This window comes from Streptomyces kronopolitis (genome assembly GCF_014646275.1).
Classification (GTDB): domain Bacteria; phylum Actinomycetota; class Actinomycetes; order Streptomycetales; family Streptomycetaceae; genus Streptomyces; species Streptomyces kronopolitis.
In genome coordinates this window covers 80,904-106,407 of sequence record NZ_BMND01000008.1, presented here as the reverse complement: position 1 = coordinate 106,407, position 25,504 = coordinate 80,904, and the positions used below count along the sequence as shown (strand labels likewise).

The following is a 25,504-nucleotide window of genomic DNA, read 5'->3' as shown; positions in this document are numbered from 1 at the left end:
ATCGACAGGTGAACTTGCAAGGTTGCCTGTCGATATTCCCGGGAGGCGCACGGGCGCGCCACGGGGGAGATGGTCTTGCCACGGTGCGTGACGGGGCTTACGGTCACCTCCACACGCGTAGATCCCCGCGCGGGCTGCAGGCTGACGCATCGACAAAGGAGCAGCTCATGGCCGATGTTGTGCGTGCCGCACTGGTCCAGGCCACCTGGACCGGCGACACCGAATCGATGATCGCGAAGCATGAGGAGTACGCCAGAGCGGCGGCCGCGCAGGGCGCGAAGGTGATCGGCTTCCAGGAGGTCTTCAACGCTCCGTACTTCTGCCAGGTGCAGGAGCCCGAGCACTACCGCTGGGCCGAGCCGGTGCCCGACGGCCCGACCGTCCGGCGGATGCAGGACCTGGCCCGCGAGACCGGCATGGTCATCGTCGTCCCCGTCTTCGAGGTCGAGCAGTCCGGCTTCTACTACAACACCGCCGCCGTCATCGACGCCGACGGCACCTTCCTGGGCGCCTACCGCAAGCACCACATCCCGCAGGTCAAGGGCTTCTGGGAGAAGTACTACTTCAAGCCGGGCAACATCGGCTGGCCGGTCTTCGACACCGCCGTCGGCAAGGTCGGCGTCTACATCTGCTACGATCGGCACTTCCCGGAGGGCTGGCGGCAGCTGGGCCTCAACGGCGCCCAGCTGGTCTACAACCCCTCCGCCACCTCCCGCGGCCTGTCCGCCTACCTGTGGCAGCTGGAGCAGCCCGCGGCCGCGGTCGCCAACGAGTACTTCATCGCGGCCATCAACCGGGTCGGCGTCGAGGAGTACGGCGACAACGACTTCTACGGCACCAGCTACTTCGTCGACCCGCGGGGGCAGTTCGTCGGCGAGGTCGCCAGCGACTCCAAGGAGGAACTGGTCGTCCGCGACCTCGACTTCTCCCTGATCGACGAGGTCCGCCAGCAGTGGGCCTTCTACCGCGACCGCCGCCCCGACGCGTACGACGGGCTGGTGCAGCCATGACGCAGCAGCCCCCCGAACCGGCGGGCCTGCACGCCCGCCACCAGGCCGTCCTGCCCTCCTGGCTCAGCCTCTACTACGAGCGGCCGCTCGAACTCACCCACGGCGAGGGCCGGCACGTCTGGGACGCCGACGGCAACCGCTACCTCGACTTCTTCGGCGGCATCCTCACCACGATGACGGCCCACGCGCTGCCCGAGGTGACCAAGGCCGTCAGCGAGCAGGCCGGCCGCATCATCCACACCTCGACGCTCTACCTCTCCCGCCCCATGGTCGACCTGGCCGAGCGGATCACGGCGCTGTCCGGCATCCCCGACGCCCGGGTCTTCTTCACCACCTCCGGCACCGAGGCCAACGACGCGGCCCTGCTGCTGGCCACCACGCACCGCCGCTCCAACCAGATCCTGGCGATGCGCAACAGCTACCACGGCCGCTCCTTCTCCACCGTCGGCATCACCGGCAACCAGAGCTGGTCCCCGACCAGCCTCTCGCCGCTGCAGACCCTCTACGTCCATGGCGGGGTGCGCAGCCGCGGCCCGTACGCCGCGCTGAGCGACGCCGAGTACACCGCGGCCTGCGTCGCCGACCTGGAGGACATGCTCCAGCAGACCGCGGGCGGCGTCGCCGCGCTGATCGCCGAGCCGGTCCAGGGCGTCGGCGGGTTCACCATGCCGCCGGACGGCCTCTACGCCGCCTTCCGCGAGGTGCTCGCCCGGCACGGCATCCTCTGGATCAGTGACGAGGTGCAGACCGGCTGGGGCCGCACCGGCGACCACTTCTGGGGCTGGCAGGCGCACGCCGAGAACGGCCCGCCGGACCTGCTCACCTTCGCCAAGGGCATCGGCAACGGCATGGCCATCGGCGGCGTGGTGGCCCGTGCCGAGGTGATGAACTCGCTGGGCGCGAACTCCATCTCCACCTTCGGCGGCAGCCCCGTCACCATGGCCGCGGGCCTCGCCAACCTCAACTACCTCCTCGAACACGACCTCCAGGGCAACGCCCGGCGGGTCGGCGGACTGCTCATCGAACGACTGCGGGCGGTGACCGCCGGCCTCGACATCGTCCGGGAGGTGCGCGGCCGCGGCCTGATGATCGGCGTCGAACTCGTCCGCCCCGGCACCGACGAGCGCGCGCCCGAGGCCGCGTCACTGGTCGTCGAGGCCGCCCGGGAGCGCGGCCTGCTGATCGGCAAGGGCGGCCAGGGCGGTGCCTCGCTGCGCATCGCGCCCCCGATGACGCTGACCGTCGCCGAGGCGGAAGAGGGCGCGGCACTGCTCGCGGACGCCCTCCAGGCGGCACAGGGGATGCTGATGCCTTCCTAGGCGAGGGGGCTTCCAAGGCGCAGTGCTTCCGGCGGCTCGGTCGGGGCGGGTGTTCCCGCTCCGGCCGCTGACCCCGGCACGACAGCTGGCACCACCTGCGCGCACCGCGCCCCACGGCCTACGCCCGCGCCGCCGACTCCCGGACCGTCTCGGCCACCAGGGTGAAGAAGCGGGTGTGCGCCCGCCGGCTGCACGGGGCCTCCGGGTTCCACGGCAACAGCCGGGCCCGGGCCTCGATCGCGCGCCAGTGCTCGTCGGTCCGCAGCTCCCCGGGCCGGGCGGCGTTGCCCCGCACGTCCATCAGCACGATGTCCGGGTCCATCGCCGCCGCGTCCGCCCAGCCGACCGTGGACCAGTTCAGCCCGGCCCCCGCCGCCGGCTCCAGCAGCCCCACGCCGTGTTCGACCAGCGCCCGCAGCTCCGGCCACGAGCCGGGCCGGGCCAGATGCACCCGCTCGGGACCCGCGGGCGACAGCGCCAGCACCCGCGGCCGCACCGCGCCGCCGGCCGCCTGCCGCAGGGCGTCCTCCGCGGCGTCCAACTCCCGTGCGGCGCCGAGGGGTTCGCCCCGGCCGAGCGAGCCGGCCAGCGCCGCGAACCGCTCGCGCACCTCGGCGAGGCTGCGGCCGGGGCCCACCGCGACCGTGGCGAGCGGGACATGCGCCTCCAGCTCCAGCGCCGTCTTCTGCTCCAGCCCGTAGACCTGCTCGCCGTCGTAGGTCACCGCCACCACCAGATCCGGCTCGGCCGCCAGGACGGCGTCCGGGTGCAGCGCGTGGCCCGACCCGAGGTAGCCGATCTCGCCGAGCGGCAGCTCCCCGCTCTTGGCGGGGTCGGGGGCGGCGCCGTCGTGCGGGGACCCGAACAGCCCCACGGGCCGTATCCCGTGGTCCCACAGCGTCGCCCCCGCCTGTATGTACGCCACGATCCGATGCGGACGCGCCCCGGCCACCGCGAGGCGCCCCCGGTCGTCGGAGAACTCCCACGGTGTGCTCCGGTCCATGACCTGCCGCCTTCCGCGTCGTTTGTCGGGTGCCGCGGCGCCCGCTCGCGAGGGTCCCCGCCCGCGTCGGCGGATACCTGCCCATCGGGCCGCCCCCGCACCCCTCCGGCCCCGCCGTGCGCACCCCGGCCCGGCCCCGCGTTCAACCGTCCAGCTGATCGTCGGCGCAACACGGCGGTCTCCACTGATTCACGGTCACGGTATTGCCACCGTGGGTGACATGCTTCTACGGTCTCCCTCTCGGCCGGAATCTACGGGTGTAGACCGGTGGTGACGTGGCGTCAGTGGAGCGGACCTGCCGAGGGGACGGTGCGCGTCGGGCTCCGCCTTCCGGTGCCACGGATGTCGCTGATGCGGAAGGGAGCAGGGATGGTGGGACGTACGCTCATCCGGGGCGGTCTGGTGATCACTGCCGCCGATGAGATCCACGCCGATGTCCTCGTGGAGGAGGGCCGGATCGCCGCCCTCGCCGCACACGGCAGCCCCGGCGCGGAGAGCTGGGCCGGGGCGGCGGACCGGGTCCTCGACGCCACCGGCAAATATGTCATTCCGGGCGGCGTCGACGCGCACACCCACCTGGACTTCCCCTTCGGCGGAACCTTCTCCTCCGACAATTTCGAGACCGGGACCCGCGCCGCGGCCTGGGGCGGCACCACCACCCTCATCGACTTCGCGGTGCAGACCCGCGGCAAGTCGCTGCGCGACGGCCTGGACACCTGGCACGCCAAGTCCGACGCCCGGTGTGCCATCGACTACGCGTTCCACATGATCCTCTCGGACGTCAACGAGCACACCCTCAAGGAACTGGACCTCCTGGTCGCGGAGGGCGTCACCTCCTTCAAGCTGTTCACCGCCTACCCCGGGGTCTTCTACAGCGACGACGGGCAGATCCTGCGGGCCATGCAGCGCTCGGCCGACAACGGCGGGCTGGTGATGATGCACGCCGAGAACGGCATCGCCATCGACGTCCTGGTCGAACAGGCGCTGGCCGAGGGGAAGACCGACCCGCGCTACCACGGCGAGGTCCGCCGGGTCCTGCTGGAGGCCGAGGCCACCCACCGCACCATCCAGCTGGCGCGGGTCGCCGGCGCCCCGCTCTATGTCGTCCATGTCTCCGCCGAGGAGGCCCTCGCCGAGATCGCCCAGGCCCGCGACAAGGGGCTGAACGTCTTCGGTGAGACCTGCCCGCAGTATCTGTTCCTGTCCACCGACAACCTCGCCGAGCCGGACTTCGAGGGCGCCAAGTACGTCTGCTCCACGCCGCTGCGGCCCCGTGAGCACCAGGCGGCGCTGTGGCGCGGGCTGCGCACCAACGACCTCCAGGTGGTCTCCACCGACCACTGCCCCTTCTGCTTTCAGGGGCAGAAGGAGCTGGGCCGCGGCGACTTCTCCAAGATCCCCAACGGGATGCCCGGGGTGGAGAACCGGATGGACCTGCTCCACCAGGGTGTCGTGGAGGGCCGGATCAGCCGCCGGCGCTGGATCGAGATCGCCTGCGCCACCCCGGCCCGGATGTTCGGCCTCTACCCGAAGAAGGGCACCATCGCCCCCGGCGCCGACGCCGACATCGTCCTCTACGACCCCACCGCCGAGCAGACCCTCTCCGCCGAGACCCACCACATGAACGTCGACTACTCGCCGTACGAGGGCAAGCGGCTCACCGGCCGCGTCGAGACGGTCCTCTCCCGGGGCGAACTCGTCATCGACAAGCGGGAGTTCACCGGGCACGCGGGGCACGGCCAGTACATCCCGCGCGGCACCTGCCAGTACCTCATCTAAGGAGCGCCGCCGTGGACTTCGGAGTTGTTCTGCAAGCCGACCCGCCCTCCTCCGCCGTGGTGTCCCTGATGCGCCGCGCCGAGCGCAACGGCTTCCGCTACGGCTGGACCTTCGACTCGACCGTGCTGTGGCAGGAACCGTTCGTCCTCTACAGCCGCATCCTGGAACACACCGAGCGGCTGATCGTCGGTCCGATGGTCACCAACCCCTCGACCCGTACGCCGGAGGTCACCGCCTCCACCTTCGCCACCCTCAACGAGATGTACGGCAACCGCACGGTCTGCGGCATCGGCCGGGGCGACTCCGCGATGCGCGTGGCCGGGCGGCCGCCCAACACCCTGGCCCGGCTGGGCCAGGCGATCGGCGTCATCCGCGAGCTGGCCGAGGGCCGGGAGGCGTATATCGGCGACCACCGGATCAAGATCCCCTGGATCAAGGACGGCAAGCTCCCCGTGTGGATGGCCGCCTACGGGCCCAAGGCCCTCGCCATGGCCGGCGAACTGGCCGACGGCTTCATCCTCCAGCTGGCCGACCCCTTCCTCACCGAGTGGATGGTCAAGGCCGTCCGGCAGGCCGCGACGGACGCCGGCCGCGACCCCGCCGACCTCACGATCTGTGTCGCCGCACCGGCCTATGTGGGCGACGACCTGGACCACGCCCGCGAGCAGTGCCGCTGGTTCGGCGGCATGGTCGGCAACCACGTCGCCGACCTCGTCGCACGCTACGGCGACCGCTCCGGCCTGGTCCCCGAGGAGCTGACCGCCTACATCGAGTCCCGGGAGAGCTACGACTACGCGCACCACGGCCGGTCGGGCAACCCGGACGCGGGCTTCGTGTCGGACGCGGTCATCGACCGCTTCTGCCTGCTCGGCCCGGTCGCCGCGCACCGCGAGCGGCTGGAGCAGCTCAAGGCGCTGGGCGTCGACCAGTTCGCGGTCTACGCCATGCACGACGCCAAGGAAGCCACCATCGACGCCTACGGAACCGAGCTGATCCCCGCGTTCGCCTGAACGGGCGCCGGGGCGCGGCCCCTCGCGGCCGCGGGGCCGGGGTCCGGTGGCCGGGGGGCCGGTCCGGCCACCGGACCCCGGACCGGCTTCCCGCGGGCCGCCGCCCCGCCCCGCCGCCCGGCAGCCGGCGGCCCGTACCCGGACGAAAGGTCCCCGTATGCCCGCGACTCCCGCACCCGTGCCGCCGGATCTCCCCATAGCGCCCGGGCAGCGCACCGCCCCGGACGGCCGCGTCGAGCCCGCACCGGGCGCCATCGCCCCGCACGGCCGCTACGTCAACGACGACCTGCGGCCCGTCCCGCTGGCCGAACGCCGCTGGACCACCTACAACTTCACCGCCCTGTGGGTCGGCATGGCGCACAACATCCCCTCCTGGACGCTCGCCTCCGGGCTGGTCGCGCTCGGCATGGACTGGCTCCAGGCGGTCTTCACCATCGCTCTGGCCAATGTCGTCGTCCTGGTCCCGATGCTGCTCACGGGGCACGCGGGCCCCAAGTACGGCATCCCGTTCCCCGTCCTGGCGCGGGCGTCGTTCGGGCTGCGCGGCGCCAATCTGCCCGCGCTGGTGCGCGCCGCCGTGGCCTGCTGCTGGTTCGGCATCCAGACCTGGATCGGCGGCCAGGGCATCTACATCCTGCTGGGCAAGATCTTCGGCGGCGGCTGGGCGAAGGCGGCCACCGTGGGCGGCTACCCCTGGACGCTGTGGCTCTGCTTCCTGGCCTTCTGGGCCGTCGAACTCGCCATCATCCACCGGGGCATGGAGACCCTGCGCCGCTTCGAGAACTGGGCCGCGCCCTTCGTCCTCGTCGGCGCGCTGGCGCTGCTCGGCTGGGTGGCGTACCAGGCGGGCGGCTTCGGCCCGCTGCTGGACCAGCCGAGCGCCCTGGGCTGGGGCCACGGCTTCTGGAAGGTCTTCTTCCCCGCCCTCATGGGCATGATCGGCTTCTGGGCGACCCTGTCCCTCAACATCCCCGACTTCACCCGCTTCGGCGCCGGCCAGCGGGCCCAGGTCTGGGGGCAGTCCCTGGGCCTGCCGACCACGATGACGGTGTTCGCCCTGCTCTCCGTCCTGGTCACCTCCGGCTCGCAGGCGGTGTACGGGGCGCCGATCTGGGACCCGGTCGCCCTGGCCGGGAAGTCCGACAGCGTCTTCGGTCTGCTCTTCGCGCTGGTCACGGTCCTGATCGCGACGATCTCCGTCAACATCGCCGCCAACGTGGTCTCGCCGGCCTACGACCTGGCCCATCTGGCGCCGAAGCTCATCACCTTCCGCCGGGGCGCGCTGATCACCGGTGTGGTCGGCGTGGTCATCCTGCCGTGGAAGCTCACCGCCACCCCCGAGCTGTACATCTTCACCTGGCTCGGCGTGGTCGGCGGGCTGCTCGGCACGGTCGCCGGCATCCTCATCGCCGACTACTGGATCATCCGCCGCACCGTCCTCGACCTCACCGACCTCTACCGCCCCGGCGGCCGCTACTGGTACGCGTCCGGCTGGAACTGGCGCGCCGTCCTCTCCTTCGCCGTCGGCGGCCTGCTCGCGGTCGGCGGCTCCTACTCCCGCCCCGGCAAAGGCCCGTTCCCCACCGACGGCCTGATCCCCTTCCTCAGACCCCTGGCCGACTACGGCTGGGCCGTCGGCCTGTGCACCGCCCTGGCCCTCTACACGCTCCTCATGACCACGGCGTCCGGGCGCGGGGACCGGGCGGTCTGACCCTGCCCACCGGGCAACACCTAGGCCCCCTCCTGGAATTCGCCGGCCAGGGAGGGGGCCGTTGGTATGTCGGCGTACACGCCTACGCGGTGAAGTCCCCCGCCCGTACGCCAGTGATGAACGCCGACCATGCCGATGGCTCGAAGGCCAAGGCCGGTCCGTTGGGTTCCTTGCTGTCCCGGATGGGAACGGTGCCGCGCGCCTGCAACACGGTGGTGGTGCCCTGTGGAGTTCATGAAGCTCCGGTCCCAAGGCTTCGTCCCCCGGCCCCACTCCGAGTACGTCACGGGGAGCGTGCCGGAGGGCGTCGAGTCCGCCACGACGATCACTGGGACGGCCACGGCCGTCCGGACCCTTCGCGGTTCGGTCTGACTGTGACCGCGGACGGCGAACGGGTGTGGCTGGACGATCCGGCCAACTCCTGGACCCTTTGAGACCGGCCCCGTCAGCGGCCCGCCGCCAGCCCCTCCAGAAGCCTCGGCAGGGCCGTGCCGATCGGTTCGCGGATGACCTCGTCGGCGCGGTCGTCGTACGGGGTCGGCTCGGCGTTGACGATGATCAGTCGGGCGCCGTGGTCGGCCGCCACGGCGGCGAGCGAGGCGGCGGGCTGGACCTGGAGCGTGCTGCCGACGGCGAGGAAGACCTCTGCCGCCTTCGCCACGCTCAGGGCCGTGCCGAGCACCTGCGGATCCAGATGCTGGCCGAACATCACCGTCGCCGACTTCAGGATCCCGCCGCACGCCAGACACGCCGGATCGGGCTCGCCCGCGGCCACCCGGTCCAGGGCCTCCGCCATGGACGACCGCGCCTCACAGCCGGTGCAGACCACCGCCCGTACGGTGCCGTGCAGTTCGAGGACCTTGCGCGCGGGTACGCCGGCGAGCTGGTGCAGCCCGTCCACGTTCTGCGTGATCACCCGCACCGGCGTCCCGGACCGCTCCAGGCGGGCCACCGCCTCGTGCCCGGCGTTCGGCCGCGCCCGGAAGGCCGGGCTCTCCTGCCGCATCCGCCACGAGCGCCGCCGGATCTCCGGATCGCCCATGTACGCGTCGTACGTGACGAGCTTCTCCGCCTCCGGGTCCCGCCGCCACAGCCCGTTCGGCCCGCGGTAGTCGGGGATCCCGGAGTCGGTCGAGATCCCCGCCCCGGTGAGGAGGGCGACGAGGGGGCGGCGGGGCGCCTGGTCGGGGGACGCATCGGTGCCGGTCATGGGGCCGAGGGTACGCAGCGGGTGCGGGTGGGGCGAGTGGATTCGGGGGAGGCGGGCGAGGCGTGCCGGAAGCTCCGGGGCGCAGGCCCGGTGCGCAGTGCTGTCGTGTCGCCGTACGGTGATGGCGCCCCACCCACACCGGAGGAGCCACCGTGTTCACCACCCGTCCGACCCTCCAAGGCACCTTCGGGATGGCCTCCACCACGCACTGGCTGGCGTCGCAGTCCGCGATGGCTGTCCTGGAGGACGGGGGCAACGCCTTCGACGCGGCGGTGGCCGCCGGGTTCGTGCTGCACGTCGTGGAGCCGCATCTGAACGGGCCGGCGGGCGAGGTGCCGATCATCCTGGCGCCCGCCGGCGGGCCGGTGCGGGTGCTGTGCGGCCAGGGCCCGGCGCCGGCCGGCGCGAGCGTGGCGCACTACACCGGCCTCGGACTCGACCTGGTCCCCGGCACCGGGCCGCTGGCCGCCGCGGTCCCCGGCGCCTTCGACGCCTGGATGCTGCTGCTGCGCGACCACGGCAGCAAGTCCCTCGCCGAGGTGCTGCGGTACGCCATCGGGTACGCCGAGCACGGCCATCCCGCCGTCGAGCGGATCGGCGCGGCCGTCGAGACGGTCCGTGCGCTCTTCGAGACGGAGTGGACCTCCTCCGCCGAGATCTACCTCCCGGGCGGGAGGTCCGTCGCGCCCGGCGGGCTGCTGAGGAACCGTCCGCTGGCGGCCACCTGGCGGCGGCTGATCGCGGAGGCGGAGGCCGTGTCGGCCGGCCGTGAGGCGCAGCTCGACGCCGCCCGCCGCATCTGGCGCGAGGGGTTCATCGGCGAGGCGCTCGCCGCCTTCGCGGCCCGCCCGGCCATGGACACCTCCGGGGAACGCCACGCGGGCACCCTCACCGGCGACGACCTGGCCGCCTTCGCCGCCACCTACGAGGAGCCGGTCACCCACGACTGGAACGGCTGGACCGTCGCCAAGGCGGGCGGCTGGTCCCAGGGCCCGGTCTTCCTCCAGCAACTCGCGCTGCTGCCACCGGAGTTGCCCGCCTACGGCAGCCCCGAGTACGTCCATCTGCTCATCGAGGGCGGCAAGCTGGCGATGGCCGACCGCGAGGCCTGGTACGGCGACGCCCGGGACGTGCCGCTCGACACCCTCCTCGGCGACCGCTACAACGCCGCGCGCCGGGCCCTCATCGGCGAGCGGGCTTCGTACGCCCTGCGGCCCGGCAGCCCGGACGGCCGCACGCCGCGGCTGAGCCGGCACGCGCTGGCGGCCGCGGCGGGGACGGACGGCCTCGGCACGACGGTGCACGGCGGCAGCGGGGCGGGCGAGCCGACCGTAGGGGGCGGCTGGTCCGGCGCGGGTCCCACGGGTGCCAGGTCCGGCGCGGTGCCCGCGGAGGTCGCCCCGGAGATCGACCGGAACGGCGCCACCCGCGGCGACACCTGCCACCTCGACATCGTCGACCGCTGGGGCAACCTCGTCTCCGCCACCCCTTCCGGCGGCTGGCTGCAGTCCAACCCCGTCGTCCCGGGGCTCGGCTTCCCGCTCGGCACCCGGCTCCAGATGGCCTGGCTGGAGGAGGGCCTGCCGAACTCCCTCACCCCGGGCCGCCGCCCCCGCACCACCCTCACCCCGTCCCTGGCGCTGCGCGACGGGGTGCCGGTGATGGCGTTCGGGACGCCCGGGGGCGATCAGCAGGACCAGTGGCAGGTCCACTTCTTCCTGGCGGTGGCGCTGCGCGGGGCGGTCCGCGGCGGCCTCGATCTCCAGGGCGCCATCGACGCCCCGAACTGGCACCAGGACTCGTTTCCCAGCTCGTTCTTCCCCCGCGGGATGCGGCCGGGGAGCGTGACCGTGGAGTCCCGGATCGGCCGGGAGACCGTCGAGGAACTGCGGCGGCGCGGTCACCGGGTCACGGTGGGTGACGACTGGTCCGAGGGGCGGCTGTGCGCCGTGGCCCGGGATCCGGAGAGCGGGGTGCTGTCCGCGGCGGCGAATCCGCGGGGGATGCAGGGGTACGCGGTCGGGCGCTGAGCCGGTCGGTGGGGGCGGCGCCGCTCCGGCCGGTACCGGGCCGTGCCCTCCGCGGCATCGGGAGTTCACCTGCGGTCCAGCCGCCGTGTCAGTGGCTCATGGTTCGATGGACACATGATCGAGCAGATTCGTACCCATCAAGCGGGAGACATCACGGAGAGCACCGATGCTGTTCCCATGACCCTGACGCCGGACCTCTCGGGGCTGGACCTGGCCGCCGTCGAGGCCGTCGTCCGCCGCGCCGCCGCCGACGAGATCATGCCGCGCTTCCGGCAGCTCGCCGCCGAGGACATCGTCGAGAAGAACGGCCCGCACGACCTCGTCACGGTCGCCGACCGCCGCGCCGAGGAGCAGCTCACCGCCGCTCTGACGGAGCTGCTGCCCGGCTCCCGGGTGGTCGGCGAGGAGGCGGTGCACGCCGACCCCACCGTGCTCGACGCGCTGCACGGCGACGCCCCCGTCTGGATCGTCGACCCGGTCGACGGCACCCGCCAGTTCGTGCACGGCGACCCCGGCTTCGCCACCCTCGTCGCGCTCGCCCACCGTGGCGAGGTGCTCGCGTCGTGGACCTACGCCCCCGCGCTCGGCCTGCTGGCCGTCGCCCGCCGCGGCGCCGGCGCCGAGCTGAACGGCGTACCGCTGCACGCCGGCAGCCCCGCGCCGGGCGCCGTCCTCGATGTCGCCACCTCCCACTACGACTTCACCGACGACGACCAGAAGCGGGTCCTCGCCACCCTGGACACCGCCGGCATCGCCCCGCGGCCCTGCGGCTCGGCGGGCCTGGAGTATCTGTACATAGCCCGCGGCGACCTCGACGCCATCGCCTTCAGCTGGGAGAACGCCTGGGATCACGCCGCCGGGCTGCTGCTGGTCCAGGAGGCGGGCGGCACCAGCGGCACGGTCGCCGGCCGCCCCTTCCGGATCGAGGGCGGCAACGCACTGCCCTTCACCGCGGCGCGGGACGCCAAAACGGCGCGGCGTATCCTCGGACTGCTGGCAGCCGCCAACTGACCCTCGCCGATGAGGGTCGGACGTGAGGGGAGTGGCGCAGGTGCCGAGGATGCTGGATGCCGTGGTGATCGGAGCAGGCCCCAACGGCCTGACGGCCGCGGCCGAACTCGCCCGCCGGGGCATGTCCGTGGAGGTCTTCGAGGCCCGCGACACCATCGGCGGCGGCGCCCGCACCGAGGAGCTGACCCTCCCCGGCTTCCGCCACGATCCCTGCTCGGCGGTGCACCCCACGGGCGCGGGCTCCCCGGCCTTCGCCGCCATGCCGCTGGCGCGCCACGGCCTGGAGTGGCTGCACCACGACGTCCCCATGGCCCACCCCTTCCCGGACGGCACCGCCGCCGTGCTCGCGCACTCCGTCGGCGAGACCGCCATGTCCTTCGGACCGCGCGACGCCGGCACCTACCGCAGGCTCGTCGCGCCGTTCACCGGCAAGTGGGCCGCCATGGCCCACGACTTCCTGCGCACCCAGTGGCTGGGCCTGCCCCAGGACCCGGTGACCTACGCCCGCTTCGGCCTGGTCGCGATGCAGCCGGTCACCCTGCTCAACCGCCGCTTCCAGGACCCCAAGGCCCGCGCGCTGCTGGCCGGCCTCGCCGCGCACGCCAACGCCCCGCTCAGCGGCTTCGGGACCTCCGGCATGGCCCTGATGTTCGCGCTCGCCGCGCACGCCCACGGCTGGCCGGTGGCCCGCGGCGGCTCCCAGGCCATCTCCGACGCCCTCGCCGGGCTGCTGCGCGCCCACGGCGGGGCGGTGCACACCGACTTCGAGGTCAAGCGGCTGGACGACCTGCCGCCGGCCCGGGCGTACGTCTTCGACACCTCCCCGACCGCGCTCGCGCGCATCGCCGGCCTGGGCAACGCCTACCGCGACGTCAAGTACGGCCCCAGCGTCTTCAAGGTCGACTACGCCCTCTCGGGCCCGGTGCCGTGGACGGCCGCCGCGGCCCGCCGCGCCGGCACCGTCCACATCGGCCCCACCAGCGAGGACATCGCCGCCTCCCTGAACGCCGCCACCCACGGCCAGGACCCGTCCCGCCCCTTCCTGATCACCGCTCAGCCCAGCCTGGTCGACCCCACCCGCGCCCCCGAGGGCAAGCACACCTTCTGGGCGTACGGCCATGTCCCGCACGGCTGGGAGGGCGATGCCACCAAGGTCGTCGAGCGGCAGATCGAGCGCTTCGCCCCCGGCTTCCGCGACCTGGTCCTGGCCCGCGCGGTCGCCGGCCCGCCCCAACTCGCCGCCCGCAACGCCAATTACGTCGGCGGCGACACCGCCACCGGCTCCGCGGCCGGCCTGCGGCTGCTCATCCGCCCCAAGCTCGCCCGCGTCCCGTACGAGACCGCCCACCCCGCCGTCTTCCTCTGCTCGCAGGCCACCCCGCCCGGCCCCGGCGTCCACGGCATGTCCGGCCACTACGCGGCCAAGGCGGTCTGGCGGCGGCTGCGCGGACACCGCCGCTGACGGCGGTGCGGACACCGCCCCTGACGGCGGACGACACCCTAGGGTGGGACGCCATGAACACCTCCCGCACCTCTCTCACCCTCGTCCGGGGCGACATCACCGAGCAGACCGTGGACGCCGTGGTCAACGCGGCCAACTCCTCGCTCCTCGGGGGCGGGGGAGTGGACGGCGCGATCCACCGGCGCGGCGGCCCCGACATCCTGTCCGAGTGCCGCGCCCTGCGCGACGGCCACTACGGCCGCGGGCTGCCCACCGGCCAGGCCGTCGCCACCACCGCGGGCCGGCTGCCGGCGCGCTGGGTCATCCACACGGTCGGGCCGGTGCACTCCGCCAGTGAGGACCGCGGCGATCTGCTCGCCTCCTGCTACCGCGCGTCCCTGCGGGTGGCCGGCGAGCTGGGCGCGCGGACGGTCGCCTTCCCGGCGATCTCCACCGGCGTCTACGGCTGGCCGCTCGCCGACGGCGCACACACCGCCGTCACCACCGTGCGCGCCGCCGTCGCCGAGGCCCCCGACGCCTTCGACGAGATCCGCTTCGTCGTGTTCGACGACCGGGCACGGGAGGCCTTCGCGGCGGCCCTGGCGGAGACCGGCAGCTGACGTGCGGTGAGCGCCGCGGGCCCAGGTGGTCCGACCTCGATGTCGGATTCTCGCCAGCCGAAGGGCGCCGCCTGCGGAATCCTTGAGGCATGCACACCGACACCGAGCGCTGCGTGCGCGCCGTGCAGTCCAAGGACGCCCGCTTCGACGGGTGGTTCTACACGGCGGTGCTCACCACCCGCATCTACTGCCGCCCCAGCTGTCCGGTGGTGCCGCCCAAGCCGGAGAACATGCGCTTCTACCCCAGCGCGGCCGCCGCCCAACAGGCCGGATTCCGGGCCTGCAAGCGGTGCCGGCCGGATGCCAGCCCGGGGTCCCCGCAGTGGGACGAGCGGGCCGACCTGGTCGCCCGCGCCATGCGGCTGATCGCCGACGGCATCGTGGACCGTGAGGGCGTCCCCGGCCTCGCCGCCCGGCTCGGCTACAGCACCCGGCAGATCGAGCGCCAGCTGCTCGCCGAGCTGGGCGCCGGACCGCTGGCGCTGGCCCGCGCCCAGCGCGCGCAGACCGCCCGGCTGCTGGTGGAGACCACCGCGCTGCCGATGGCCGAGGTCGCCTTCGCCGCCGGATTCGCCAGCATCCGCACCTTCAACGAGACCGTGCGCGAGGTCTTCGCGCTGTCCCCGAGCGAGCTGCGGCAGCGCGCCCGGCCCGGCCCCCGCACGGCGGCGCCCGGCACCCTGGCGCTGCGGCTGCCCTTCCGGCAGCCGCTCAACCCCGACAACCTCTTCGGGCACCTCGCGGCCACCGCTGTCCCCGGCGTCGAGGAGTGGCGCGACGGCGCCTACCGCCGCACCCTGCGCCTGCCCTACGGACACGGCATCGTGGCCCTCGCACCCCGCCCCGACCACATCGACTGCCGCCTCTCCCTCACCGACCTGCGGGACCTGGCCGGCGCCATCGCCCGCTGCCGCCGGATGCTCGACCTCGACGCGGACCCCGAGGCCGTCGACGCGCTGCTGCACGAGGACCCGCGACTGGCTCCGCTCGTCGACAAGGCGCCCGGCCGCCGGGTCCCGCGCACCGTCGACGCCGACGAGTTCGCCCTCCGCGCCGTCCTGGGCCAGCAGGTCTCCACCGCGGCGGCCCGCACCCACGCCGGGCGGATGGTCCGGGCGCACGGCGAGCGCGTCGACGACCCGGCCGGCGGCCTCGGCCACCTCTTCCCCTCGCCCGACCGGCTCGCCGCACTGGACCCGGAGACCCTGGCCATGCCCCGCACCCGCCGGGCCACCCTCACCGGCCTCGTCGCCGCCCTCGGCGCCGGCACCCTGCAACTGGGCGTCGGCAGCGACCGCGAGGAGGCCCGCGCACGGCTCGCGGCGCTCCCGGGCATCGGCCCCTGGACCGTCGAATGCATCGCCATGCGGGCGCTCGGCGACCCCGACGCCTTCACCCCCACCGACCTCGGACTGCGCCGCGCCGCCGCCGGCCTCGGCCTGCCGGCCACCCCCGCGGCCCTGGTCCGGCACGCCGCGCGCTGGCGCCCCTGGCGCGCCTATGCCGTCCAGTACCTCTGGGCGACCGACGACCACCCCATCAACCGCCTCCCGGCGGACTGAGTCCACCGCCCCCGGCGCACTGAAGCCACCGCTCCCGACGAACCGAGTCCCCGCCATGACCGTGCACCCCGCCGACCCCGGCACCCCCGTCACCCACTCCGTCCTGGACGACACCCCGGTGGGCCCGCTGACCCTGGTCGCCGCCGGGACCGCCCTCACCGGCCTCTACATGACCGACCAGCGCCACCGCCCGCCCCAGGAGACCTTCGGCGCCCCGGCGGACCCGGGCGCACCGCCGTTCGCCGCGGCCCTCACCCAGCTACGGGCCTATTTCCGCGGCGAGTTGACCACCTTCGACCTGCCGCTCGCGCTGCGCGGCACCCCCTTCCAGCGCCGCGTCTGGGCGGCGCTGTGCGCCATCCCGTACGGCGAGACCCGCTCGTACGGGCAGCTCGCCGAGGCGCTCGGCATCCCCACCGCCGCCCGCGCGGTCGGCCTGGCCAACGGGCGCAACCCGGTCGGCATCATCGTCCCCTGCCATCGCGTCGTCGGCGCCGACGGCAGCCTCACCGGCTACGGCGGCGGCCTGGACCGCAAGCGCCGCCTGCTCGCCTTCGAGCGGACGGACCAGGCCCTGTTCCCGGCGGAGGCCTGCGGCTGACGGGGACTCAGGGGAGCCCCACCACCTCCCGCACCTCGGCCACCAGCCGCTCCGCCTCCCGCAGGGAGTGCGCCAACTCGTCCTCCGTTCCGCCGAGCCGGGCCAGCAGCCCGGCGGCGCGGGGGCCGAAGCCGGGCGGCGTCCCCGGCAGCGCCGCGGCCGCCGCGAGGGCGCCCTTCTCGTTGAGGCACCAGACGCCGTGATGGGCGTGCAGGGCCTGGACGAGGCAGCCGACGGCCCGGGAGAGGCACAGCGCGGCATGCAGCACGTCCCGGGCCGGATACGACTTGGCCGCCATCGCCGCGGAGAATCCGGCGTCCCAGACGGCGGCGCCGGTCAGCGCCGTGCGCAGGGCGTCCGGGTACCGCCGGGTCTCCCGCCGCAGCCGGGCCAGTTCCCCGCCGGTGTCGGCGAGCACCCTGCCCAGCGCGGCCTCGCCCGGATATGCGGGGGACCAGAAGCCGAGCGGATGACCGGCCTGGACGCCGATCTCGAAGCGGCCCGCGCGGCACTCCTCCCACACCCGCCACACCCGGTCGGTGTCCCGCAGGATCCAGTCGACGTGGCTGCCGTCCGGCAGCACCAGCCAGGCCCCGCCGTTAACCCACGCGCCCCAGGCACCGGGCGGATGGATCTCGACGGGGCCGCCGGTCAGCTCCGCGGCCAGCGCCGCCAGCGCGGACAGGTCCGGCGCGCCGCGGTAGTAGACCCCCAGATCCCAGTCGGAGTCCGCCCGGTGGGTCCCGCGGGCCCGGCTTCCCCCGAGCATCACCCCGACGACCCCCGGCACCCGCGCCAGTCTGGCGGCGATCTCTTCCATGGCGGCACGGTACGGGCGCCACGGGCCCGTCCTCACCTCATTTCACGGGTCGGCCGGCCGGCGCCGGCGGCACCCCGTCCTCCAGTTCCGCCGGGCCGCGGCCGTCCGCCAGCGCCTTCAGGGCGGCGCCGATGCGCAGCGCCAGCTCCCGGCTCACCAGTGTCTGGGCCTCGTCCCAGTGCACCAGGCGCCAGGACAGCAGCTCCTCCTGCTGCAGCCGGATCGCCGCGAGCCGGTCGGAGTCCAGCACCCCGCCGTCGTAGAGGTACGACACCAGCGGCGGCCGGCCCGTGCCGCGCACCCAGTCGACGGCGAGCAGCGCGCCCGGCACGACGTCCAGCCCGATCTCCTCGGCGGTCTCGCGGCGGGCGGCCTGGCGGGGCGACTCGCCCCGGTCCGACTCGACGGTGCCGCCCGGCAGCAGCCAGGTGTCGCGGTAGTTGGGCTCCACCAGCAGGAGGCGGCCCTCCGCGTCGCGGAAGATGACGCCCGCGCCCGCGAGGACACGGGGCAGGCCGGCGATGTAGGAGGCGTAGTCCATGGTCGTCACGGCGTGAGCCTACGGCCTGAGCGGCACTCCCCGGCGACCGCGGGCCGGGCGCTCGTGCGCCACCGCGACCGGCGTGCCCTGTTCGCCGGGCGGCCCGGCGGATAGGGTCGCAGCGGCGCGACTGCCAGCTCGAAAGCAAGGGGAACCACGGTGGCGGACGCAGCAAGGACAGGATCGGCACGGGTGCTGATCGCCGCGGACAAATTCAAGGGCTCGCTCACGGCCGTCGAGGTCGCCGCGCACGTCACGGCCGGTCTCCGGCGCGTGATCCCCGGTCTGGACGTGGTCGCCGTCCCGGTCGCGGACGGCGGCGACGGCACGGTGGCGGCCGCCCTCGCGGCCGGTTTTATCCGGCGCGAGGCCCGGGTCACCGGCCCGACCGGCGGCACGGTGGCGGCCACCTTCGCGCTGCACGCCGACGGCACGGCCGTGGTGGAGATGGCCGAGGCCTCCGGGCTCCAGCACCTCCCCGACGGCGTCTTCGCGCCCCTGACGGCGAGCACGTACGGCACCGGCGAGCTGCTGCGCGCGGCGCTCGACGCGGGCGCGACCACGCTCGTCTTCGGCGTCGGCGGCAGCGCCACGACCGATGGCGGCGCGGGCATGCTCACGGCGCTGGGCGCCCGCCTCCTGGACGCGGACGGCGAGCCGGTCGCCCCCGGCGGCGGCCCGCTGCGCGAGCTGGCCACCGCCGATCTGTCCGGTTTGGATCCCCGGCTGGCCGCCACCCGCATCGTCCTGGCGAGCGACGTCGACAACCCGCTCACCGGCCCGAAGGGCGCCCCGGCGGTCTACGGCCCGCAGAAGGGGGCGAGCGAGGCGGACGTCGCCACCCTGGACGCCGCGCTGGCGCACTATGCGGAGGTGCTGGCCCGGGCGGTCGGCCCGCGCGCCGCGGACGCGGCCCGGGCACCGGGCGCGGGCGCCGCGGGCGGGCTCGGCTACGGCGCGCTGGTCGGTCTGGACGCCGAGTTCCGGCCGGGCATCGAGGTGATGCTCGACGTCCTGGGCTTCGCCCCGGCGCTGGCCGGAGCCGACTTCGTGATCACGGGCGAGGGCTCGCTCGACGCCCAGACGCTGCACGGCAAGGCGCCGGCCGGGGTCGCCGCGGCGGCCCGTGCGGCGGGTGTGGACGTGGCCGCGGTCTGCGGCCGGCTCCGGCTGCCGCCCGAGGCCCTGCAAGCGGCCGGCATCCGGCGGGCCTACGCGCTGACGGACCTGGAGCCCGATCCGGCCCGCTGCATGGCCGAGGCGGGGCCGCTGCTGGAGCGGTCGGCCGAGCGCCTGGCACGCGACCTCCTGGCCTGAGACGGCCGCCGGCACACGCCGAGCGGGCCGCCGCACACGACGGAGCCCCGGGCGAATCCTTCGCCCGGGGCTCCGTGTGTCGTGCGGTGTGTGTCGTGCGGTGCTCCGTTACGGGAGCTGTGCGGCGCGGGACTCCGCGCGCGACTCGCGGCGGTTGTCGCGGAAGGTGTTCACCCGCCGGGCCGTCGCGAACAGCGGGATCATCGCGCCCATGACCACCTGGAGGGCGCAGCCGGTCTGCAGCAGCAGCTGGCCGCCGGGGGCGTCCAGCGCCCAGGCCGCGAGCATGCCCATGCTGAGCACGATCCAGCTGAGCATCGCCACCGCGAGCCGGCCCTGCGGCTTGGGGTACTCGACCCGGCTCACCATCAGCCAGGCCACCCCGATGATCGCCAGCAGCGTCGGCACGAACGGCAGCTCCAGCAGCACGATGGCGACGACGGTCAGGGCGCCGAACGGACTCGGCATGCCCTGGAAGATGCCGTCCCGCAGCGTCACGCAGGAGAACCGCGCGAGCCGGAGCACCACCGCCAGCAGCACCACCACCGCGGCCACCACCGACACCCGCTGGTGCGCGTCCTGGGCGACCATGCCCCAGGTCACGACGAAGTACGCGGGTGCCAGCCCGAAGCTGATCAGGTCGGAGAGGTTGTCGAGCTCGGCCCCCATCGCCGAGGCCCGCAGCTTGCGCGCCACCAGCCCGTCGAAGAGGTCGAAGACCGAGGCGAACAGCATCAGGATCACGGCCATCGCCGCGCTGTGCCGGGCCATCCCGCCGTCCTCGGTGCCCGTCAGATGCGGGATGAGGACGCCGGTGGTGGTGAAGTACACGGCCATGAAGCCGCAGATGGCGTTGCCGAGGGTGAGGGTGTCCGCTATCGACAGCCGCGTGGACAGCGGCATGTCGTCGGTCTCGTCCGTCTCGGGCGCCCAGCCCGCCTGAGTCTCGGGATCAATCACGGTCAAGGCGAGTCACCCCCGCGGTGGTGGCCTGGCCGACCTCGACCGCGGCCTCGACGCCTTCCGGGAGGTAGACGTCGACACGCGAGCCGAAGCGGATCAGGCCGATCCGCTCACCCTGCTCGACCTTGGTGCCCTCGGGCACGTAGGGCACGATGCGGCGGGCCACCGCGCCGGCGATCTGCACCATCTCGATGTCGCCGAGCTCGGTGTCGAAGTGCCAGACGACCCGCTCGTTGTTCTCGCTCTCCTTGTTGAACGCCGGGACGAACCCGCCGGGGATGTGCTCCACGGACGTCACCGTGCCGGCCAGCGGCGCGCGGTTGACGTGGACGTTCAGCGGGCTCATGAAGATCGCGACACGGGTGCGCCCGTCCTTCCACGGCATGATGCTCTGCACCACGCCGTCGGCCGGGGAGATGACACGTCCCTGAGCGATCTCCCGCTCGGGGTCGCGGAAGAACCACAGCATGCCCGCCGCCAGTGCGGTGGTGGGCACGGCAACAGCGGCCCAGCGACCCGACCGGCGGGACCGGGCGAGGCTGACCGCTGCCGTGGCAACGGTCGGCAGGAGCCACGGCGACGCTCCGCGCGCGAGGCGGACGCGACCGCGTGGTGCAGAGGATTGGCTGTGGGGCATGGATGACCTTCGTAGCGGAGGATGCCGCGTAGGGATACGGGGGACGGCGGCTTTCCGGGGATGCTATCGGTTACGAGCGGCAACTGGCCAAGAGCCAGAGCCAATCCGTGGCCGAAGAACGATGACGGGGTGTGATCTTCGTCTAGGCGAAAGCACGCCAAACGGGACGTTCACCCCTGGATCCGGTACTCCTCGAGTAGCCGTCGGCCAATGATCATTTTCTGGATCTCGGCGGTACCTTCACCGATCAGGAGCATCGGGGCCTCGCGGTAGAGGCGCTCGATCTCGTACTCCTTCGAGAAGCCGTAACCGCCGTGGATACGGAACGCGTCTTCCACCACCTCCTTGCAGTACTCGGAGGCCAGGTACTTCGCCATGCCCGCCTCGAGGTCGTTTCGCTGCCCCGAGTCCTTTTTGCGAGCGGCATTCACCATCATTGCATGGGCCGCTTCGACCTTTGTTGCCATTTCCGCCAGTTTGAACTGAATGGCCTGGTGCTGGGCGATCGGCTTGCCGAAGGTGTGTCGCTGCTGGGCGTAGGAGACACCCAGTTCGAACGCGCGCTGGGCGACGCCGCATCCGCGCGCGGCCACATTGACCCGGCCGACCTCGACGCCGTCCATCATGTGATAGAAGCCACGTCCGGTCTCGCCGCCGAGCACCCGATCGGCCGGGATCCGCAGCCCGTCCATGATCAGCTCGGTGGTGTCGACGCCCTTGTAGCCCATCTTGTCGATCTTGCCCGGGATGGTCAGGCCCGGCCGCACCTCGCCGAAGCCGGCCTCCTTCTCCACGAGGAAGGTCGTCATCGACTTGTGCGGGGCGGTGCCCTCCGGATGGCCCTCGTCCGTCCGGCACAGCACCGCGACCAGCGTCGAGGTGCCACCGTTGGTGAGCCACATCTTCTGGCCGTTGAGGACGTACTCGTCGCCCTCGCGCACGCCCTTGGAGGAAATGGCCGAAACGTCGGACCCCAGCGCCGGCTCCGACATCGAGAAGGCGCCCCGGATCTCACCGGCCGCCATCTTCGGCAGGAAGTAGTCCTTCTGCTCCTGCGTGCCGTGCTGCTTGAGCATGTACGCCACGATGAAGTGCGTGTTGATGATGCCCGAGACGCTCATCCAGCCGCGGGCGATCTCCTCGACGGTCAGCGCGTAGCTGAGCAGGGACTCACCCAGCCCGCCGTACTCCTCGGGAATCATCAGGCCGAACACGCCGAGTTCCTTCAGGCCCTCGACGATCTTCGTCGGGTATTCGTCGCGGTGCTCCAGCTCCGTGGCGACCGGAATGATCTCCTTGTCCACGAAGTCGCGGACGGTGGAGAGGATTTCCCGCTGGATGTCGGTCAGGCCCTCGGTCTGCGCGAGACGGGTCATGGCTACTTCTCCTTCTTGGCCGTCGGGGCCTGCAGCTCCGGGCGGCCGGGCTGCTCGCCGCCGCGCTCCTCGATGTAGGTCGCCGTGGGGACCATGACCTTGCGCCGGAAGACGCAGACCAGGGTGCCGTCCTGCTTGTAGCCCTTGGTCTCGACGTGCACGATGCCGCGGTCGGACTTCGACTTCGACGGGGTCTTGTCGAGCACCGTCGTCTCGCCGTAGAGCGTGTCGCCGTGGAAGGTGGGTGCCACGTGCTTCAGCGACTCGATCTCCAGGTTGGCGATGGCCTTTCCGGAGACATCGGGCACCGACATGCCCAGCAGCAGGGAGTAGATGTAATTGCCGACGACGACGTTCTTGCCGAAGTCGGTGGTCCGCTCCGCGTAGTTGCTGTCCATGTGCAGCGGGTGGTGATTCATGGTGAGCAGGCAGAAGAGGTGGTCGTCGTATTCGGTGACGGTTTTTCCGGGCCAGTGCTTGTACACATCGCCGACGGTGAACTCTTCATAGGTACGGCCGAACTGCATGGTGCTTATTCCTCCGGGGCCTCGAACTTGGACGTGCGGATCATGCCGGCGGCCCGGCCCTTGCCGGCGACGACCAGCGCCATCTTCCGGCTCGCCTCGTCGATCATCTCGTCACCGAGCATCGCGGAGCCCTTGGCTCCGCCCGCTTCCGAGGTGTGCCACTCGTAGGCGTCCAGGATCAGCTCGGCGTGGTCGTAGTCCTCCTGCGACGGGGAGAACACCTCGTTGGCGGCCTCGACCTGACCGGGGTGCAGCACCCACTTGCCGTCGAACCCGAGGGCGGCGGCCCGGCCGGCGACCTCGCGATAGCCGTCAACATTCTTGATCTGAAGGTACGGACCGTCGATCGCCTGGAGATCGTAGGTGCGAGCCGCCATCAGAATGCGCATCAGAATGTAGTGATAGGCGTCCGCCCCATAGCCGGGCGGCTGCTCGCCGACCACCAGCGACTTCATGTTGATGGACGCCATGAAGTCGGCCGGGCCGAAGATGATGGTCTCCAGCCGGGGCGAGGCGCCGGCGATGGCGTCGACGTTCACCAGGCCCTTGGCGTTCTCGATCTGGGCCTCGATGCCGATCCGGCCGACCTCGAAGCCCATGGTCTTCTCGATCTGCGTCAGCAGCAGGTCCAGCGCCACGATCTGCTGGGCGTCCTGGACCTTCGGCAGCATGATGCAGTCGAGGTTCTGGCCCGCGCCCTCGACGACCGTGATGACGTCCCGGTAGGTCCAGTGGGTGGTCCAGTCGTTGACCCGTACGACCCGTGTCTTGCCGGTCCAGTCGCCCTCGTTCAGCGCCTCGACGATGTGGTGCCGGGCGCCCTCCTTGGCCAGCGGCGCGCAGGCGTCCTCCAGGTCGAGGAAGACCTGGTCGGCCGGGAGCCCCTGGGCCTTCTCCAGGAAGCGCGGGTTGCTGCCGGGGACCGCGAGGCAGGAGCGGCGCGGCCGGCCGCCGGGCGGGCGGTTCGCCTGGGTCATGCGGGGACCTCCAGTGGGTCGAGCCGGTTCGCTTTCCGGATCTCGTCGACAATACGGCCGATGATCTCCGTAATACCGAAGTCCTTGGGGGTGAAGACCGCCGCCACTCCGGCCTCCCGCAGCGCGGCCGCGTCGGCGGAGGGAATGATGCCGCCGACGATGACCGGCATGTCGTCGACACCGGTGCGGCGCAGCCGGTCCAGTACGTCCGGCACCAGCTCGGCGTGCGAGCCGGACAGGATCGACAGGCCGACGCAGTGCACGTCCTCGGCGACCGCGGCCGAGACGATCTGCTCCGGGGTGAGCCGGATGCCCTGGTAGATGACCTCGAAGCCGGCGTCCCTGGCCCGTACCGCTATCTGCTCGGCGCCGTTGCTGTGCCCGTCCAGGCCGGGCTTGCCGACCAGCAGCCGCAGCTTTCCGCTGCCGAGTTCGGCGGCGGTCCTGGCGACCTTCTCGCGGACCTCGGCGAGCGGGCTGCCCTCCTCGGCGGCGACCGCCAGCGGGGCGCTGGAGACGCCCGTGGGGGCCCGGAACTCGCCGAAGACGTCCCGCAGGGCCCAGGCCCACTCGCCGGTCGTCACCCCGGCGCGGGCGCACTCCACGGTGGCCGCGAAGAGGTTGCCGTCCCCGGCCGCGGTCTTCTTCAGGACCGACAGCGACTCCTGGGCGCGCCCCTCGTCGCGGTTGTCCCGCCAGTCGTGCAGGGCCTGGACGACCCGCGCCTCGTTGGCCGGGTCGACGGTCATGATGGCCGTGTCGAGATCGGCGGTGAGCGGGTTGGGCTCGGTGCCCTCGTAGCAGTTGACGCCGACGATCTTCTCGTCGCCGGCCTCGATCCGGGCCCGGCGCTCGGCGTGCGCGGAGACCAGCTGCGACTTGAGGTAGCCGGACTCCACGGCGGCCATCGCGCCGCCCATCTCCTGGATCCGCTCGATCTCCGCGAGGCAGTCGGTGACCAGGGCGTCCACCTTGGCCTCGATGACGTGCGAGCCGGCGAAGATGTCCTCGTACTCCAGCAGATCGCTCTCGTGCGCGAGGACCTGCTGGATGCGCAGCGACCACTGCTGGTCCCAGGGCCGCGGCAGCCCCAGCGCCTCGTTCCAGGCCGGGAGCTGGACGGCCCGGGCGCGGGCGTCCTTGGAGAGCGTGACGGCCAGCATCTCCAGCACGATCCGCTGGACGTTGTTCTCCGGCTGCGCCTCGGTCAGGCCCAGCGAGTTGACCTGGACGCCGTAGCGGAACCGGCGCTGCTTGTCGTTCTCGATGCCGTAGCGCTCACGGGTGATCTTGTCCCAGATGCGGCCGAAGGCGCGCATCTTGCACATCTCCTCGATGAACCGGACACCGGCGTTCACGAAGAACGAGATACGGGCCACGACATCGCCGAACCGCTCCGGCGGCACCTGCCCGGAGTCGCGCACCGCGTCCAGCACCGCGATGGCGGTGGACATCGCGTAGGCGATCTCCTGCACCGGCGTGGCGCCCGCTTCCTGCAGGTGGTAGCTGCAGATGTTGATCGGGTTCCACTTGGGGATGTGCGCCACCGTGTACGTGATCATGTCGGTGGTCAGCCGCAGGGAGGGCCCCGGCGGGAAGACGTGCGTCCCGCGCGAGAGGTACTCCTTGACGATGTCGTTCTGCGTCGTCCCCGACAGCTTGGCGATGTCGGCGCCCTGCTCCTCGGCGACCACTTCGTACAGCGCCAGCAGCCACATGGCCGTCGCGTTGATGGTCATCGAGGTGTTCATCTGGTCCAGGGGTATGTCCTGGAACAGTCGGCGCATGTCACCGAGGTGGGACACCGGGACCCCGACCCGGCCGACCTCGCCGCGGGCGAGGATGTGGTCGGGGTCGTATCCGGTCTGCGTCGGGAGGTCGAACGCGACCGACAGGCCGGTCTGGCCCTTGGCCAGGTTGCGCCGGTACAGCTCGTTGGACGCCTCGGCGGTGGAGTGGCCGGCGTAGGTCCGCATCAGCCACGGACGATCCTTCTGACGCTCAGTCATATCAGGCCCGTATCCTCGTGGTTCCGGTGG

23 protein-coding genes are annotated in these 25,504 nt (G+C 72.7%); 12 read left to right on the top strand and 11 right to left on the bottom strand.

Going from position 1 to position 25,504, the window contains the following annotated elements:
- Nucleotides 1-167: 167 nt before the first annotated feature.
- Both IEY78_RS12175 and IEY78_RS12170 read left to right on the top strand, forming a co-directional pair.
- On the top strand, nucleotides 168-1,010 hold the full coding sequence (locus IEY78_RS12175; RefSeq protein ID WP_189097679.1) for a nitrilase-related carbon-nitrogen hydrolase: 843 nt from the start codon (nucleotides 168-170) through the stop codon (nucleotides 1,008-1,010).
- A complete protein-coding gene (locus tag IEY78_RS12170; protein ID WP_189097678.1) occupies nucleotides 1,007-2,329 on the top strand; it encodes an aspartate aminotransferase family protein in 1,323 nt (440 codons plus the stop codon). The genes IEY78_RS12175 and IEY78_RS12170 overlap by 4 nt, the downstream gene beginning before the upstream one ends.
- 118 nt (nucleotides 2,330-2,447) lie before the next feature.
- On the opposite strand, the gene IEY78_RS12165 is transcribed toward IEY78_RS12170, so the two are convergent.
- A complete protein-coding gene (locus tag IEY78_RS12165; RefSeq protein ID WP_189097677.1) occupies nucleotides 2,448-3,332 on the bottom strand; it encodes an ABC transporter substrate-binding protein in 885 nt (294 codons plus the stop codon).
- A gap of 369 nt (nucleotides 3,333-3,701) precedes the next feature.
- Here IEY78_RS12165 and hydA point away from each other — a divergent pair, with 369 nt between their 5' ends.
- The 3 genes from hydA to IEY78_RS12150 all read left to right on the top strand — a co-directional run bounded on the left by hydA (nucleotide 3,702) and on the right by IEY78_RS12150 (nucleotide 7,832).
- Nucleotides 3,702-5,111 carry a dihydropyrimidinase gene (hydA, locus tag IEY78_RS12160; RefSeq protein ID WP_189097676.1) on the top strand — a complete coding sequence of 470 codons (1,410 nt, stop codon included), beginning with the start codon at nucleotides 3,702-3,704 and terminating at the stop codon, nucleotides 5,109-5,111.
- Between the two features lie 11 nt (nucleotides 5,112-5,122).
- Nucleotides 5,123-6,121, top strand: coding sequence for a TIGR03842 family LLM class F420-dependent oxidoreductase (locus IEY78_RS12155; protein ID WP_189097675.1), 999 nt, complete (start codon nucleotides 5,123-5,125; stop codon nucleotides 6,119-6,121).
- 157 nt (nucleotides 6,122-6,278) lie between these two features.
- Entirely contained in the window at nucleotides 6,279-7,832 is a 1,554-nt protein-coding gene (locus tag IEY78_RS12150) for an NCS1 family nucleobase:cation symporter-1 (RefSeq protein WP_189097674.1), read from the top strand.
- Between the two features lie 82 nt (nucleotides 7,833-7,914).
- Here the strand turns inward: IEY78_RS12150 and IEY78_RS12145 are convergent, their stop codons facing one another.
- Both IEY78_RS12145 and IEY78_RS12140 read right to left on the bottom strand, forming a co-directional pair.
- Nucleotides 7,915-8,043: a DUF397 domain-containing protein gene (locus IEY78_RS12145; protein WP_189097673.1), complete on the bottom strand. Its 129-nt coding sequence runs from the start codon at nucleotides 8,041-8,043 to the stop codon at nucleotides 7,915-7,917.
- A gap of 234 nt (nucleotides 8,044-8,277) precedes the next feature.
- Entirely contained in the window at nucleotides 8,278-9,042 is a 765-nt protein-coding gene (locus tag IEY78_RS12140) for an SIR2 family NAD-dependent protein deacylase (protein ID WP_189097672.1), read from the bottom strand.
- A 152-nt stretch (nucleotides 9,043-9,194) separates the two neighbouring features.
- Here IEY78_RS12140 and IEY78_RS12135 point away from each other — a divergent pair, with 152 nt between their 5' ends.
- The 6 genes from IEY78_RS12135 to IEY78_RS12110 all read left to right on the top strand — a co-directional run bounded on the left by IEY78_RS12135 (nucleotide 9,195) and on the right by IEY78_RS12110 (nucleotide 16,307).
- Nucleotides 9,195-11,072, top strand: a complete 1,878-nt coding sequence (locus IEY78_RS12135; protein ID WP_189097671.1) for a gamma-glutamyltransferase family protein — start codon at nucleotides 9,195-9,197, stop codon at nucleotides 11,070-11,072.
- A gap of 177 nt (nucleotides 11,073-11,249) precedes the next feature.
- Nucleotides 11,250-12,083 (top strand): inositol monophosphatase family protein, encoded by an 834-nt coding sequence (locus IEY78_RS12130; protein ID WP_189097670.1) that lies wholly within the window; start codon nucleotides 11,250-11,252, stop codon nucleotides 12,081-12,083.
- A 40-nt stretch (nucleotides 12,084-12,123) separates the two neighbouring features.
- Nucleotides 12,124-13,545 carry a phytoene desaturase family protein gene (locus IEY78_RS12125; protein WP_189097669.1) on the top strand — a complete coding sequence of 474 codons (1,422 nt, stop codon included), beginning with the start codon at nucleotides 12,124-12,126 and terminating at the stop codon, nucleotides 13,543-13,545.
- Between the two features lie 53 nt (nucleotides 13,546-13,598).
- On the top strand, nucleotides 13,599-14,144 hold the full coding sequence (locus IEY78_RS12120; RefSeq protein ID WP_189097668.1) for an O-acetyl-ADP-ribose deacetylase: 546 nt from the start codon (nucleotides 13,599-13,601) through the stop codon (nucleotides 14,142-14,144).
- Nucleotides 14,145-14,233: 89 nt separating this feature from the next.
- Nucleotides 14,234-15,706, top strand: coding sequence for a DNA-3-methyladenine glycosylase 2 (locus IEY78_RS12115; protein WP_189097667.1), 1,473 nt, complete (start codon nucleotides 14,234-14,236; stop codon nucleotides 15,704-15,706).
- A 55-nt stretch (nucleotides 15,707-15,761) separates the two neighbouring features.
- On the top strand, nucleotides 15,762-16,307 hold the full coding sequence (locus tag IEY78_RS12110; protein WP_189097666.1) for a methylated-DNA--[protein]-cysteine S-methyltransferase: 546 nt from the start codon (nucleotides 15,762-15,764) through the stop codon (nucleotides 16,305-16,307).
- 7 nt (nucleotides 16,308-16,314) lie between these two features.
- Here the strand turns inward: IEY78_RS12110 and IEY78_RS12105 are convergent, their stop codons facing one another.
- Complete coding sequence (locus tag IEY78_RS12105; RefSeq protein WP_189097665.1) at nucleotides 16,315-17,127, bottom strand: nucleotidyltransferase domain-containing protein; 813 nt, start codon at nucleotides 17,125-17,127, stop codon at nucleotides 16,315-16,317.
- A gap of 37 nt (nucleotides 17,128-17,164) precedes the next feature.
- Nucleotides 17,165-17,677, bottom strand: a complete 513-nt coding sequence (locus IEY78_RS12100; RefSeq protein WP_189097664.1) for an NUDIX domain-containing protein — start codon at nucleotides 17,675-17,677, stop codon at nucleotides 17,165-17,167.
- Between the two features lie 183 nt (nucleotides 17,678-17,860).
- On the opposite strand from IEY78_RS12100, the gene IEY78_RS12095 reads away from it, so the two are divergent.
- Nucleotides 17,861-18,985: a glycerate kinase gene (locus IEY78_RS12095; RefSeq protein WP_189097779.1), complete on the top strand. Its 1,125-nt coding sequence runs from the start codon at nucleotides 17,861-17,863 to the stop codon at nucleotides 18,983-18,985.
- A 108-nt stretch (nucleotides 18,986-19,093) separates the two neighbouring features.
- On the opposite strand, the gene pssA is transcribed toward IEY78_RS12095, so the two are convergent.
- From pssA to IEY78_RS12065, 6 genes are all read right to left on the bottom strand, one after another.
- Entirely contained in the window at nucleotides 19,094-19,951 is an 858-nt protein-coding gene (gene pssA / locus IEY78_RS12090; protein WP_189097663.1) for a CDP-diacylglycerol--serine O-phosphatidyltransferase, read from the bottom strand.
- Nucleotides 19,938-20,585 carry a phosphatidylserine decarboxylase gene (locus IEY78_RS12085; protein ID WP_189097662.1) on the bottom strand — a complete coding sequence of 216 codons (648 nt, stop codon included), beginning with the start codon at nucleotides 20,583-20,585 and terminating at the stop codon, nucleotides 19,938-19,940. Before IEY78_RS12085 ends, pssA begins: the two co-directional genes overlap by 14 nt.
- Nucleotides 20,586-20,755: 170 nt before the next feature.
- Nucleotides 20,756-21,961: an acyl-CoA dehydrogenase family protein gene (locus IEY78_RS12080; protein ID WP_189097661.1), complete on the bottom strand. Its 1,206-nt coding sequence runs from the start codon at nucleotides 21,959-21,961 to the stop codon at nucleotides 20,756-20,758.
- Nucleotides 21,962-21,963: 2 nt separating this feature from the next.
- Nucleotides 21,964-22,488, bottom strand: a complete 525-nt coding sequence (locus IEY78_RS12075; protein ID WP_189097660.1) for a MaoC family dehydratase — start codon at nucleotides 22,486-22,488, stop codon at nucleotides 21,964-21,966.
- A gap of 5 nt (nucleotides 22,489-22,493) precedes the next feature.
- Complete coding sequence (locus tag IEY78_RS12070; RefSeq protein WP_189097659.1) at nucleotides 22,494-23,465, bottom strand: HpcH/HpaI aldolase/citrate lyase family protein; 972 nt, start codon at nucleotides 23,463-23,465, stop codon at nucleotides 22,494-22,496.
- Complete coding sequence (locus IEY78_RS12065; protein ID WP_189097658.1) at nucleotides 23,462-25,474, bottom strand: ethylmalonyl-CoA mutase; 2,013 nt, start codon at nucleotides 25,472-25,474, stop codon at nucleotides 23,462-23,464. The genes IEY78_RS12070 and IEY78_RS12065 overlap by 4 nt, the downstream gene beginning before the upstream one ends.
- Nucleotides 25,475-25,504: the final 30 nt, after the last annotated feature.

What these genes read in the sequence shown, in the direction of transcription:
- IEY78_RS12070 (WP_189097659.1), bottom strand. Translation starts at nt 23,465, where the DNA reads ATGACCCAGGCGAACCGCCCGCCCGGCGGCCGGCCGCGCCGCTCCTGC.
- IEY78_RS12120 (WP_189097668.1), top strand. Translation starts at nt 13,599, where the DNA reads ATGAACACCTCCCGCACCTCTCTCACCCTCGTCCGGGGCGACATCACC.
- IEY78_RS12165 (WP_189097677.1), bottom strand. Translation starts at nt 3,332, where the DNA reads ATGGACCGGAGCACACCGTGGGAGTTCTCCGACGACCGGGGGCGCCTC.
- hydA (WP_189097676.1), top strand. Translation starts at nt 3,702, where the DNA reads ATGGTGGGACGTACGCTCATCCGGGGCGGTCTGGTGATCACTGCCGCC.
- IEY78_RS12150 (WP_189097674.1), top strand. Translation starts at nt 6,279, where the DNA reads ATGCCCGCGACTCCCGCACCCGTGCCGCCGGATCTCCCCATAGCGCCC.
- IEY78_RS12075 (WP_189097660.1), bottom strand. Translation starts at nt 22,488, where the DNA reads ATGCAGTTCGGCCGTACCTATGAAGAGTTCACCGTCGGCGATGTGTAC.
- IEY78_RS12140 (WP_189097672.1), bottom strand. Translation starts at nt 9,042, where the DNA reads ATGACCGGCACCGATGCGTCCCCCGACCAGGCGCCCCGCCGCCCCCTC.
- IEY78_RS12080 (WP_189097661.1), bottom strand. Translation starts at nt 21,961, where the DNA reads ATGACCCGTCTCGCGCAGACCGAGGGCCTGACCGACATCCAGCGGGAA.
- IEY78_RS12085 (WP_189097662.1), bottom strand. Translation starts at nt 20,585, where the DNA reads ATGCCCCACAGCCAATCCTCTGCACCACGCGGTCGCGTCCGCCTCGCG.
- IEY78_RS12115 (WP_189097667.1), top strand. Translation starts at nt 14,234, where the DNA reads ATGCACACCGACACCGAGCGCTGCGTGCGCGCCGTGCAGTCCAAGGAC.
- IEY78_RS12175 (WP_189097679.1), top strand. Translation starts at nt 168, where the DNA reads ATGGCCGATGTTGTGCGTGCCGCACTGGTCCAGGCCACCTGGACCGGC.
- IEY78_RS12065 (WP_189097658.1), bottom strand. Translation starts at nt 25,474, where the DNA reads ATGACTGAGCGTCAGAAGGATCGTCCGTGGCTGATGCGGACCTACGCC.
- IEY78_RS12170 (WP_189097678.1), top strand. Translation starts at nt 1,007, where the DNA reads ATGACGCAGCAGCCCCCCGAACCGGCGGGCCTGCACGCCCGCCACCAG.
- IEY78_RS12105 (WP_189097665.1), bottom strand. Translation starts at nt 17,127, where the DNA reads ATGGAAGAGATCGCCGCCAGACTGGCGCGGGTGCCGGGGGTCGTCGGG.
- IEY78_RS12130 (WP_189097670.1), top strand. Translation starts at nt 11,250, where the DNA reads ATGACCCTGACGCCGGACCTCTCGGGGCTGGACCTGGCCGCCGTCGAG.
- IEY78_RS12110 (WP_189097666.1), top strand. Translation starts at nt 15,762, where the DNA reads ATGACCGTGCACCCCGCCGACCCCGGCACCCCCGTCACCCACTCCGTC.